The following is a 12,393-nucleotide window of genomic DNA, read 5'->3' on the forward strand; positions in this document are numbered from 1 at the left end:
GGGGCGCAAGGCGCCCCCTTTGCCATCTCGACCTGACCTGATCGTCAGTTGCCGTCCGCCGCCGGCGGGCAGACGCCATTCACCAGCGGGCGCGGGCAGGCCGCCGCCGGGGTGGCGGGGGTCGCCGCCGGGGTGGCGGCGGTTCCGCCGGCAATGCTGGGCGGCGGCAGGACCGTCAGCGCCGGGATCGCGCCGGCAGGGATGGCGGGTGCAGCGGGCTTCTTCGCCGCCGCGGGTTTCGCTGCAACCTTCGGGGCTGGCGGCTTGGGAATGTAGAGACCCTTCGGCATCTCTCCGTTCGCCGTCAGCACGATCACCTTCTCGCCGCCCTTCACGCGGCCGTAAAGGTCAAGCACATCCTGGTTGATCATGCGGATGCAGCCCGACGAGGCATTGCGCCCGATCGACTGCCACTCCGGCGTGCCGTGGATGCGGTAGCCATAGTCGCGCCCGCCCGAGGTGAGGTAGATCGCGCGCGCGCCTAGCGGGTTGGTCGGACCGCCGGGCTGGCCGACCTCGTCGAACTTGGCCAGTTCAGGCTTGCGGGCGATCATCTCCTTGGGCGGGATCCAGCGTGGCCAGGGCTTCTTGTCGGCGACGATCGCCTCGCCCGACCATTCGAAGCCAGCCTTGCCCACCGCGATTCCGTAGCGGATCGCCTTGCCGTTGCCGAGGACGTAGTACAGGAGCTTGGTCGCCGGGTTGATGATGATCGTGCCCGCCGGCTGGTCGGTCTTGTAGGCGACAACCTGGCGGCGGTGCGTCTCGGGGATCTTCTCGACTGGCAGGGCCGGAATTGCGATGCCCGAGTCCATGGTGGCGACATAGACGTTCTCGTCCACCTTCGGCAGGGGGGCGGTGCTGGCGGTCGGACCCGCGGCAGGGTCGACGCAGGCGGCCATGACCAGAAGAGACAGGATTGCGGGGGCCAGGGCAGCACGGCGAAGGGGAAGGCGCGAAGTCATGGGCATGAACCGATCCATAGGCAATTTCCCGCCGACCAGATGTCGCCGGCGGTATTGATTTACGCTAGACGAGCGTTTTCCACAGGTCAAACGGTGCCCGTGCAGGAACCCGATCACGGCGCCGTGAAAATTGAGGATTTTTTCCGCATAGTTGCCGAGTCGCCGCAGATTCGGTCGTAGTCCCGTTTCGTCCTGACCGCGAAATGGCTCAGAGGGTGGTGCGGAGCGACCAAAGCTCGGGGAAAAGCTCGACCTCCAGCATCCGGCGCAGGTAGGCCACGCCCGACGTGCCGCCGGTGCCGCGCTTGATGCCGATCACGCGCTCTACCGTGGTCAGGTGGTTGAAGCGCCAGCGGCGGAAATAGTCCTCGAAGTCCACCAGCTTTTCCGCCAGTTCGTAGGCCTGCCAGTGCCGGCCCGGATCGCGGTAGACTGCCTCCCACACCGCCTCGACGCCCGCGTGCGGGGTCCAGGGCTGGCGCAGGTCGCGGGTCAGCACTTCGGCGGGCACGGCATGGCCGGCACGGGAAAGGAAGCGCAGCGCCTCGTCGTAAAGCGGCGGGCGGGCAAGCTCGGCCTCGAGCCGGGCGGTCAGGTCGGGGCGGTGGGCATGGGGGCGCAGCATGGCGAGGTTTCGGTTGCCCACCGCGTATTCGATCAGCCGGTACTGCCAGGACTGGAAGCCCGAGGACTGGCCGAGGCTTGCGCGGAAGGTGGTGTAATCCGAGGGCGTCATGGTGCGCAGCACGTCCCAGGCCGAGTTCAGCTGCTCGAAGATCCGCGCGACGCGGGCGAGCATCTTGAAGGCTTCCTGAACGCGGTCCGCCGCGATCATGGCCCGCGCGGCGTCCAGCTCGTGCAGGGCGAGGCGCATCCAGAGTTCGGAGGTCTGATGCTGGATGATGAACAGCATCTCGTCATGCGCGTCCGACAGCGGATGCTGCGCAGAAAGGATGCGGTCGATCTGCAGGTAGTCGCCATAGGACATGCGGCCGTCGAAGGCCATCTGGGCGCCGTCCTCGGCGGGGTTGAAGGGGCAGGTGGTCATCTCGGTCTCCGCTGTGAAAAGAATTTTCAGGGCTGGAGAGCAGGCTTTCTGTTCAGGATCGACAGCGTTCCCATCCGGCGCCAGAGCGCGATCCAGCCGGCGGGGCGGCAGACGGGGGGAAGGATCAGTTGCCGCATGGCAGGCCCAGGGCGCGGCAGGTGGCGGGGGACATCCGACGCTCGGGATCGGCGGGGTCGGCCACGCCCATGTCGCCGGCCCAGCTGAGCACGGCCCAGCTCATGCCCGCGGCCTCTGCGGCGCGGCGCTTGTCGGCGAGGAAGGCGTGATACCAGTCCATCGGCTGGGTCACGCCGCCCGCGGTGTGCAGCGCGCCGAACTCGCCCATGAAAATGCGGTCGCGCGGGATGCCATGGCGATCGGCCCAGTCGGCGGCAACCGAGATTTCATGGATCGCGTCGCTGTCGGCGGTCCGGGCATAAGCCTCGACCTCCTGCGTGATGGCCTGAAGGTCGGCCTGGCCCTCGGCCTCGGCCATGCGGGCGGCGGACTCCTCGATCACCCGTCGGGCGATCTCGGGCGTCATCAGCGAGGGCGGATAGGGCAGGTCGCGGAGATAGCGCACCGGCGGCCCGGTCCAGACCGCGCCCTGGTGGCTGTAGGCGAAGGGGACATAGCTGTGGAAGGTCCAGAGCACATTGTCGTCCGGGATGAGACCCGGGTCGAGACTGGCCAGCGCATTGGCCTGGCCCCAGCAGGCGCCGGTCAGGATGATCGTGATCTCGGGAGCCGCGGCGCGGGCGGCGGCGTGCAGGTCCGCCTGCATCGCCGGCCATTTCGGTGGCGCCCCGGCATAGACGCCCTCGCAGTCGAAGCTGGGCTCGTTCAGCAGCTCCAGTGCCACGCGGTCCTGCGGCAAGTCGGCCAGCCGGCCGGCGATGCGGGCCACCAGCGCCACATAGTCCGGGAAATGACTGCCAAGAAGGCTGTCCATCCCGCCGGCCTCGTCGCCACGGGGCAGGGGGTGAAGGTCGAGGATCACCTTGAGGTCGGCATCAAGCCCCATCCGCACCGCGTCGATCATCCCGTCGATCAGGCGGTCCTGTTCCGCCCCCGGACCTGCGGCCAGGGCGGGGCCGGGGTCGGTGGGCATGCGGATGAAATCGAACCCCTGTTCGGAAAGCGCCGCGAACATCGCCGGCGTGACCTCGCGCCGCCAGTCCGGGAAGACCGCCAGCGCCTCGGGGTCGGCCTGAAGCTCGGCGATCGAAGCCCAGTTCAGCCACAGATCGCCGTTCACCCCCCGCTTCAAGGAGATCGGCTCGGCCTCGGCCAGCCCAGCGGCCAGCGTCACGGCAAGGGCGAGGGGAAGGCGCATCTTCGGATCCTTCAGGTGACCCGGGCGCGGGTCTTGAATTCGGGTTTGTCCCAGGTGCCGTAGTCCATGATCCGCGCCAGCACCGAGACCGCGCGGGCCACGTCGTCCTCGTCGATGTAGAGCGGCGTGAAGCCGAAGCGCAGGATGTCGGGGGCGCGGAAGTCGCCGATCACGCCCTCGGCAATCAGCGCCTGCATGATGGCATAGCCTTCGGGATGACGGAAGCTGACTTGTGACCCCCGCATCAGATGTGATCGGGGCGTGGCCAGTTGCAGCATTGGCGCGCGCGTCTCCACCCCCTTGATGAACTGGTCCTGCAGCCGCAGCGATTGCGCATGGACCTCGCGCAGGTCGATGCCCTCCCAGACATCCAGCGCGGCCTCGAGCGCGGCGAGTTGCAGGACGGGCGGGGTGCCGACGCGCATCCGCTCGATCCCCGCGCCGGGGCGGTAGGACAGGTCGAAGGCGAAGGGCGCCTCATGTCCGAGCCAGCCGGACAGCGCCGGGCGGGCGGTATCCGCGTGGCGGGGCGCGACGTAGATGAAGGCCGGGCCGCCGGGGCCGGAGTTCAGATACTTGTAGGTGCAGCCGACCGCGAAATCGGCCTTTGCCCCGGTCAGGTCCACCGGCAGGGCGCCTGCGCTGTGGGCCAGGTCCCAGACGGTCAGCGCCCCCATCTCGTGCGCGCGACGGGTGATCTCGGCCATGTCGTGCCGCCGGCCGGTGCGGTAATCGACCTCGGTGATCATCGTGACGGCGACGGTCTCGTCGATGGCGGCCAGCACCTCTTCGGGCGCGACGGTCTTCAGCCGGTATTGTCCGCCGAGCGTGCGGCACAGCCCCTCGGCCATGTAGAGGTCGGAGGGGAAGTTGCCGGTGTCGGACAGGATCACCCGGCGCCTGGGGTTCATCTCCAGCGCCGAGGCGAGCGCCTGATACACCTTGATCGACAGCGTATCGCCCATGACCACCGTCCCCGGCGCCGCGCCGATCAGCCGGGCGATCCGGTCACCGACGCGCGAGGGCTGCGCCATCCAGCCTGCCTTGTTCCAGCCGCGGATCAGCATCTCGGCCCATTCCTCGCGCAGCACCCGCTCCATCCGCCCGGGCACATCGCGGACCATCGGGCCCAGCGAGTTGCCGTCCAGATAGACGACGCCCTCGGGCAGGTGGAAACGGGCCTTGGTCGCGGCGAAGTCGATGGGCATGGCGGGTTCCTTCGGGAGATATGCCCCGTATTGGCGCGGAGGCGGCAAAATTTCAAGCTTGAAATGATCGGGGTTGCACTCGGGACCGCCCGGCAGGAGAGTTCGGCCATGAACATCGCGCCGATCATGGAGGAGGATGCAGGACCACGCCCCGACCCGCGCGCGCCGGGGATCGTGCGCCTGCGCCAGGCGGTGCGGGCGCTGTTCCGCGCGGTGGTGGGCGAAGAGGCGATGATCCTGCGCGTGGACCGGGGCCGCAAGGTGATCCGCGGCGGGATCGCGGTCGAGGCCGAGGCGGGCGCGCTGGTGCTGATCCCGGCGGGGCTGGCGCTGGATGTGGAGAACCACCCCGCGCCGGACGGGCCCTACCGGGCGACGGGGCTTCTGGTCGGGCCGGGCGTAGCGGCCCCGCGCGGCGAGGGCGTGCGCTGGCAGACCCGCGATCCGCGCGCCCTGGCGGCCTTCGAGCGCGCGCTCGACCTGGCGCGGCGTCCGGCGGTGCCCGAGGCGATCCGCGACCACGCGGTTGCCGAGGTGCTGTTGTGGCTGGACACGCTGGGGCTGCGCTTGCCACCCGTGGCCGCCGACACGGTTGCCGCGCGGGTGGGCCGTCTGGTCGCCGGGGCGCTGGCGCGGGACTGGACGGCGGTCGAGGTTGCCCGGTCGCTGGGGATGAGCCCGGCGACCCTTCGCCGCCGGCTGGCCGAGGAGGGGACGGGTCTGGCCGCGATCCTGACCGGCTTGCGGATGAACCGGGCGCTGGGGCTGTTGCAGGCGACCGACCTGCCGGTGGGCGTGATCGCCGCCGAGGTCGGCTATGCCTCGGCCTCGCGCTTCGCGGTGCGGTTCCGCGCGCGCTTCGGTCTGGCGCCGCGCGCGATCCGGGGGGATGAGCGGATCGGCACCGTCTCTGATCGGCCCGGCACGGACGCGGGGGTGCAGGCGGGGCAGGCTGTCGGAACCTGAAAGGAGATCCGACATGACATCCCGCCTGACCCTGATCCTGGCCCTGATGGCCGCCCCCGCCCATGCCGAACTGGTGCTCACCTCGCCCGACTTCGCCGAGGGCGGCACCTTGCCCGAAGCGCAGGTGCTGAACGGCTTCGGCTGTTCGGGCGCCAACCTTTCGCCCGCGCTGGCCTGGTCGGGCGCGCCGGAGGGCACGAAGAGCTATGTCCTGACGCTGTTCGACCCGGACGCGCCGACCGGATCGGGCTGGTGGCACTGGACGGTGGCCAACATCCCGGCCGAGGCGACCGGCCTTGCCGCCGGCGCGAGCCCCGACGGCCTGCCAGCGGGCGCGGTCGAAGGCCGCACCGACTTCGGCAAGCCGGGCTATGGCGGAGCCTGCCCGCCGGAAGGCACGGGGGCACACCGCTATGTCTTCACGCTTTACGCCATGCCCGAGACGGCGGTCGCGGTGGATGGTCAGACCTCGGGCGCGATGGTGGGTTTCCTCGCCAATGCCATGGCGCTGGAGCGGGCAGAGCTGACCGTGACCTACGGCCGCTAGGCTTGCACCCCGCGCGCGGCTCTGGTCTATCTCGGGCGCAAGGGAGGTCTCCTTGCGTCCGATCCTGCAGGCCATCGACATTCCGCCCAGCTGGCTCGCGCTGCACATCGCGGCGGCCTGGGCGATTGCGCGCCTCTTGCCCCTGTCCTTCGGCGGCCTGGGCCGCGTGCTGGGGCCGGCGCTGGTCGGCCTCGGGCTGCTTCTCATGGCGGCGGCGGTCGTGCAGATGGCGCTGGCCCGGACCACGGTGATCCCGCGCCGCAACCCCTCGGCCCTGGTGACCGGAGGGGTCTTTTCCGTCTCGCGCAATCCGATCTACCTGGCCGACGCGCTGATCCTTCTGGGCGCGATCCTGTGGCTGGACGCGGTGCTGGCGCTGCCGCTGGTCGCGGTGTTCGTCTGGCTGATCCAGACCCGCTTCATCCGCGACGAGGAGCCCCGGCTGGCCGCCGGCTTCGGGCCGGAGTTCGACCGCTGGGCTGCGCGAACAGGTCGCTGGTTCGGGCGGAAAAGTGGGGTTTGAAATAATGTTGCGCAATGCTATGTGCGTCGGGTCAGATTCTGACCGCACAAGCCAGAACGGGGGACAAGGGTGAAGATAGGCGCTTTGACAGAGGTGTTCCCGGGCGAGAACCGGGTGGCGATGACGCCGGAGTCGGCCACGCAGCTTGCCAAGCTGGGTCACACCGCCTGCATCCAGGCGGGCGCGGGCGCCAGGGCCGGTTTCTCGGACGCAGCCTATGCGGCGGCCGGCGTCGAGGTGCTGCCGGATGCGGCCTCGGTGATCAAGGCGGCCGACGTGATCGTGAAGGTGCGGGGGCCCGAGGCGAAGGAACTGGCCTCGCTGCAGGACGGGCAGACGCTGATCTCGTTCTTCTGGCCCGCGCAGAACCCCGAGCTGCTGGAGGCGGCGGCGAAGAAGAACCTGACCATCGTCGCGATGGACATGGTGCCGCGGATTTCCCGCGCGCAGAAGATGGACGCGCTGTCGTCGATGGCGAATATCGCCGGGTATCGGGCGGTGATCGAGGCCGGGAACAACTTTGGCCGCTTCTTCACCGGGCAGGTGACGGCGGCGGGCAAGGTGCCCCCGGCCAAGGTGCTGGTCGTCGGCGCGGGCGTGGCGGGTCTGGCGGCCATCGGGACCTCGGTCAGCCTCGGCGCCATCGTCCACGCCTTTGACGTGCGCCCCGAAGTGGCCGAGCAGATCGAATCGATGGGCGCGAACTTCGTGTTCCTGGAGTTCGAACCGACCCAGGACGGGGCGGCCACGGGCGGTTACGCCGCCCCGTCGAGCCCCGAGTTCCGCGAAAAGCAGCTGGCCAAGTTCCGCGAACTTGCGCCCGAGATGGACATCGTCATCACCACCGCCCTTATCCCCGGCCGGCCCGCGCCGAAGCTGTGGACCGAGGACATGGTGAAGATGATGAAGCCCGGGTCCGTGATCGTGGACCTCGCGGCCGAACGCGGCGGCAACTGCGACCTGACGGTGCCGGATCAGCGGATCGTCACCGACAACGGCGTCATCATCATCGGCTACACCGACTTCCCCAGCCGGATGGCGGCCCAGGCCTCGACGCTCTATTCCACCAACATCCGCCACATGCTGGCGGACCTGACGCCCAAGAAGGACGGGGTCATCCTGCACAACATGGAGGATGACGTGATCCGCGGCGCCACCGCGGCGCACATGGGGGAGGTGACCTATCCGCCGCCGCCGCCGAAGATCGCGGCCATCGCGGCCGCCAAGCCCAAGGAAAAGCCGAAGGAACTCACGCCCGAGGAACGCCGCGCGCAGGAGGTCGCGGCCTTCAGGGCCCAGACCCGCAGCCAGGTGGGGATGCTTGTCCTCGGCGGCGGGCTGATGCTGCTGGCGGGGCTCTATGCTCCGGCCAGTTTCATGAGCCATTTCATCGTCTTCGTGCTGGCGGTCTTCGTCGGCTTCCAGGTGATCTGGAACGTCTCGCATTCCTTGCACACGCCGCTGATGGCGGTGACGAACGCGATCTCGTCGATCATCATCCTGGGCGCGCTGATGCAGATCGGGTCGGGGTCCTTCCTCGTGATCCTTCTTGCCGCGTTGTCGGTCTTCATGGCCGGGATCAACATCTTCGGTGGCTTCATGGTCACCCGGCGCATGCTCGCCATGTTCCAGAAATCGTAAGGGGGCAGACATGGCTTACGGATTCACCACTGCGGCCTATGTCGTCGCCGCTGTCCTCTTCATCCTCTCGCTGGGCGGGCTTTCGGGCCAGGAAAGCGCCAAGCGCGCGGTCTGGTATGGCATCTTCGGCATGGCGCTGGCGGTCGCGGCCACGCTCTACGGCCCCGGCGCGGGCCTGTGGTGGTTGTCGGTCGTCCTGATCCTGGGCGGTGGCGCGATCGGCTGGGTCGTGGCGCAGCGCGTGCAGATGACCGAGATGCCGCAGCTCGTCGCCGCGATGCACAGTCTCGTGGGCCTTGCGGCGGTGTTCATCGGCTTCAACACCCATATCGAGCTGATCCGCATCGGGGCCATGGACGAGGCCGCCCGCGCCGCGCTGACCGGCTTTGCAGGGACGATCGCGCACAAGACCGGGGCCGAGGTGACGATCCTGAGGATCGAGACCTTCCTCGGCGTCTTCATCGGCGCCGTCACCTTCACCGGATCGGTCATTGCCTTCGGCAAGCTGGCGGGCAAGGTGGATAGCAAGGCGGTGAAGCTGCCGGGCGGGCATCTCCTGAACGCGGGCGCGGCGCTCTTGTCGCTGGTCCTTCTGGTGGTCTACCTGCAATCCGGCTCGACGCTGGCGCTGATCGTGATGACGCTGGCGGCCTTCTTCATCGGCTACCACCTGATCATGGGAATCGGCGGGGCGGACATGCCGGTCGTCGTCTCGATGCTGAACAGCTATTCGGGCTGGGCGGCGGCGGCGATCGGCTTTTCGCTGTCGAACGACCTGCTGATCGTCGTCGGCGCGCTGGTCGGCTCCTCGGGCGCGATCCTGTCCTACATCATGTGCAAGGCGATGAACCGGTCGTTCATCAGCGTGATCCTCGGCGGCTTCGGCAACACCACCGGCCCGGCGATGGAGGTCACGGGCGAACAGATCGCCATCGACGCCGAAGGCGTGGCCGCGGCGCTGAACGATGCCGACTCGATCATCATCGTGCCGGGCTACGGCATGGCGGTGGCGCAGGCGCAGCAGTCGGTCTCGGAACTGACCCGCAAGCTGCGCGCCAAGGGCAAGAACGTCCGCTTCGCCATCCACCCGGTCGCGGGGCGTCTGCCCGGCCACATGAACGTGCTCCTGGCCGAGGCGAAGGTGCCCTACGACATCGTGCTGGAGATGGACGAGATCAACGAGGACTTCCCCGAAACCGACGTGGCCATCGTCATCGGGTCGAACGACATCGTGAACCCCGCCGCACAGGAGGATCCGAACAGCCCCATCGCCGGCATGCCGGTGCTGGAGGTCTGGAAGGCCAAGCAGGTCTTCGTGTCCAAGCGCGGGCAGGGCACCGGCTATTCCGGCATCGAGAACCCGCTGTTCTACAAGGAGAACACGCGGATGTTCTACGGCGACGCGAAGAAGTCGCTCGATGCCCTCCTGCCGATGATCGACTGAGAACCCGGGCCCGCCGGCCCAAGAATTTTCGTCGAAAATTCTTGGGCTTGCGACCCGACCGTCACTCTTTCCGCGAGGCGCGCTTGCGTTCGTTCGGGTCAAGCTCGCGCTTGCGCAGGCGGATGATCTTGGGCGTGACCTCGACCAGTTCGTCGTCGTCGATATAGGCGATGGCCTCTTCCAGGCTCATCTTCACATGCGGGGTCAGCCGCACCGCCTCGTCCGAGCCGGAAGCGCGGATGTTGGTCAGCTTCTTGCCCTTCAGCGGGTTCACTTCCAGGTCGTTGTCGCGGCTGTGCTCGCCGATGATCATGCCGACATAGACCTGTTCCTGCGGCCCGATGAACATGCGGCCGCGCTCTTCCAGGTTCCACAGCGCATAGGCGACCGAGACGCCGCTTTCGGTCGAGATCAGCACTCCCTGGCGGCGGCCCTGGATCGGGCCCTTGTGCGGTGCCCAGCCGTGGAAGATGCGGTTCAAGACGCCCGTGCCGCGCGTGTCGGTCAGGAACTGGCCCTGATAGCCGATCAACCCGCGCGAGGGCACATGCGCCACGATCCGCGTCTTGCCGGTTCCTGCGGGCTTCATCTCGACCAGGTCGCCCTTGCGCTCGCCCGTCAGCTTGTCGATCACGGCGCCGGTGTATTCGTCGTCCACGTCGATGATGACTTCCTCGATCGGCTCGTGCCGGACGCCGTCGATGTCGCGCATGATCACGCGCGGGCGCGAGATCGACAGCTCGAACCCCTCGCGCCGCATGTTCTCGATCAGCACGCCCATCTGCAATTCGCCGCGGCCCGAGACCTCGAAGGCCTCGCCGCCGGGGGTGTCGGCGACCTTGATCGCGACGTTGACCTCGGCTTCCTTCATCAGCCGGTCGCGGATGACGCGGGACTGCACCTTGGTGCCGTCGCGGCCGGCGAGCGGCGAGTCGTTGATGCCGAAGGTCACGGTGATCGTCGGCGGGTCGATGGGCTGGGCGGGGAGCGCGGTGTCCACCTCCAGCGCGCAGAGCGTGTCGGCGACGGTGGCCTTGGTCATCCCGGCAAGCGTCACGATGTCGCCCGCGACGGCCTCGTCGATGGGCTGCTGCGAGAGGCCGCGGAAGGCGAGGATCTTGGTCACGCGGAACTGCTCCAGCCGCTCGCCGGTGCGCGACAGGGCCTTGAGCGTGGTGCCGGTGGTGATCCGGCCAGATTCCACCCGGCCGGTCAGGATGCGGCCGAGATAGGGGTCGGCGGACAGCGTGGTCGCCAGCATCGAGAAGGGTTCGTCCTGCCGGGCCAGCTGCTTCGGCGCGGGCACATGGCGCACGATCAGGTCGAAGAGCGCCGACAGGTCCTTGCGCGGGCCGTCCAGCTCCATGTCGGCCCAGCCCGAGCGGCCCGAGGCATAGACATGCGGGAAATCCAGTTGCTCGTCCGTCGCGCCGAGGTTGGCGAAAAGGTCGAAGACCTCGTTCAGCGCGCGGTCGGGTTCGGCATCGGGCTTGTCCACCTTGTTCAGCACCACGATCGGGCGCAGACCCAGGGCGAGGGCCTTGGTCAGCACGAACTTGGTCTGCGGCATGGGCCCTTCGGCGGCATCGACCAGCAGGCACACGCCGTCCACCATGCTGAGGATCCGCTCCACCTCGCCGCCGAAATCGGCGTGGCCGGGGGTATCGACGATGTTGATCCGCGTGCCCTGCCATTCGACCGAGGTCGCCTTGGCCAGGATGGTGATCCCGCGCTCGCGCTCGATGTCGTTGGAATCCATGGCGCGTTCGGAAACCGCCTCGTTGACGCGGAAGGCGCCGGACTGTTTCAGAAGCTCGTCCACCAGCGTGGTCTTGCCGTGGTCGACGTGGGCGATGATCGCGATGTTGCGCAGTTCCATTTGGTCCGTCCTGTAGGGTTGCGGCGGCCTTACAGGGTTTTGCGCCGGCTGGCCAGAGCCCGTCAGGCGGCGATATAGCGGTCGCGGCGGTGGTTCACGGCGAGGAACAGCGAAAAGACCGCGGCGCCGAGAAAGCTGTAGGCGAGCGTGTCGAACGGCATCACAAGCGCGGCCAGCCCGAAGATCACGATGTCGGACAGAAGCTGCGCATGGCCGGCGGGAAAGCCGGTGCGGTCCTGAAGCTCGATCCACAGGACGGAAAGCCCGCCGAAACTGCCGCCGTGCCGGATCGCGGCCAGCGCCGCGATGCCGAACAGGAGGCCGAAGAGAACGGCTGCCACGGCGGGCTCGATCCGCCCCAGCTCGACCCAGTTCGGGAGGACCGCGACCAGGGCCGAAAGGGCGGCGGTCGTGACCAGCGTCTTCAGCGCAAATGCCGCGCCCATGCGTTTCCAGGCAAGGCCGAGGAAGGGCAGGGTGACGCCAAAATATACGGCGGGGAAGGACAGGCCGGTCCAGTGGGCGATCAGCACCGCAAGGCCGGTGGTCTGCCCGGTGACAAAGCCCATGTGGGTCAGGATGTGCATCCCGAGGGCGGCCATGGTGACGCCGAAGGCGATCCCTTGCGCGTTATCCACCGCGCTGTGGCGGGGGCGGTCGGCGATCTGGTCGGGACGGTCGGGCATCGGCGGCTCCTGCGGGTCACATAGGTCATATATCATGACCTTTAGAAAGTCAATAATGCTGACCTTTCTGTGGCAGATGCAGAATATCACCTTTTCTGCTTCGCTCGGCGTCGCCGCTGTGGCACCCTGACGATTATTGCTTTGGTTCGA

Annotated in this window: 11 protein-coding genes; 5 read left to right on the forward strand and 6 right to left on the reverse strand. The window is 68.1% G+C overall.

The genetic code is table 11. The features are described 5' to 3' along the window. Positions 1–44: 44 nt before the first annotated feature. The 4 genes from ACK4IU_RS12055 to kynU form a co-directional block, all read right to left on the reverse strand. Entirely contained in the window at positions 45–971 is a 927-nt protein-coding gene (locus tag ACK4IU_RS12055; protein ID WP_409735401.1) for a L,D-transpeptidase, read from the reverse strand. Between the two features lie 202 nt (positions 972–1,173). Beyond that, positions 1,174–2,013 (reverse strand): tryptophan 2,3-dioxygenase, encoded by an 840-nt coding sequence (kynA, locus tag ACK4IU_RS12060; protein ID WP_409735404.1) that lies wholly within the window; start codon positions 2,011–2,013, stop codon positions 1,174–1,176. Between the two features lie 124 nt (positions 2,014–2,137). Beyond that, on the reverse strand, positions 2,138–3,349 hold the full coding sequence (locus ACK4IU_RS12065) for a cellulase family glycosylhydrolase (protein WP_409735407.1): 1,212 nt from the start codon (positions 3,347–3,349) through the stop codon (positions 2,138–2,140). A gap of 11 nt (positions 3,350–3,360) precedes the next feature. Next, a complete protein-coding gene (kynU, locus tag ACK4IU_RS12070) occupies positions 3,361–4,557 on the reverse strand; it encodes a kynureninase (RefSeq protein ID WP_409735410.1) in 1,197 nt (398 codons plus the stop codon). A gap of 108 nt (positions 4,558–4,665) precedes the next feature. Here kynU and ACK4IU_RS12075 point away from each other — a divergent pair, with 108 nt between their 5' ends. From ACK4IU_RS12075 to ACK4IU_RS12095, 5 genes are all read left to right on the forward strand, one after another. Further along, a complete protein-coding gene (locus ACK4IU_RS12075; RefSeq protein ID WP_409735413.1) occupies positions 4,666–5,523 on the forward strand; it encodes a helix-turn-helix transcriptional regulator in 858 nt (285 codons plus the stop codon). Between the two features lie 13 nt (positions 5,524–5,536). After that, on the forward strand, positions 5,537–6,070 hold the full coding sequence (locus ACK4IU_RS12080) for a YbhB/YbcL family Raf kinase inhibitor-like protein (RefSeq protein WP_409735416.1): 534 nt from the start codon (positions 5,537–5,539) through the stop codon (positions 6,068–6,070). A 52-nt stretch (positions 6,071–6,122) separates the two neighbouring features. Further along, positions 6,123–6,593, forward strand: a complete 471-nt coding sequence (locus ACK4IU_RS12085) for a methyltransferase family protein (protein WP_409735419.1) — start codon at positions 6,123–6,125, stop codon at positions 6,591–6,593. Between the two features lie 69 nt (positions 6,594–6,662). Further along, positions 6,663–8,234 (forward strand): Re/Si-specific NAD(P)(+) transhydrogenase subunit alpha, encoded by a 1,572-nt coding sequence (locus ACK4IU_RS12090; RefSeq protein WP_409735422.1) that lies wholly within the window; start codon positions 6,663–6,665, stop codon positions 8,232–8,234. 10 nt (positions 8,235–8,244) lie between these two features. Then, the gene (locus tag ACK4IU_RS12095) at positions 8,245–9,678 is read left to right on the forward strand and encodes an NAD(P)(+) transhydrogenase (Re/Si-specific) subunit beta (protein ID WP_409735425.1); all 1,434 of its coding nucleotides are present in this window, start codon (positions 8,245–8,247) and stop codon (positions 9,676–9,678) included. A 61-nt stretch (positions 9,679–9,739) separates the two neighbouring features. Here the strand turns inward: ACK4IU_RS12095 and typA are convergent, their stop codons facing one another. Continuing rightward, a complete protein-coding gene (gene typA, locus ACK4IU_RS12100; RefSeq protein WP_409735427.1) occupies positions 9,740–11,557 on the reverse strand; it encodes a translational GTPase TypA in 1,818 nt (605 codons plus the stop codon). 62 nt (positions 11,558–11,619) lie between these two features. After that, positions 11,620–12,243: a YitT family protein gene (locus tag ACK4IU_RS12105; RefSeq protein ID WP_409735430.1), complete on the reverse strand. Its 624-nt coding sequence runs from the start codon at positions 12,241–12,243 to the stop codon at positions 11,620–11,622. Between the last annotated feature and the right edge of the window lie 150 nt (positions 12,244–12,393).

Origin of the sequence: Tabrizicola flagellatus (assembly GCF_046295235.1) — a bacterium.
GTDB lineage: Bacteria > Pseudomonadota > Alphaproteobacteria > Rhodobacterales > Rhodobacteraceae > Tabrizicola > Tabrizicola flagellata_A.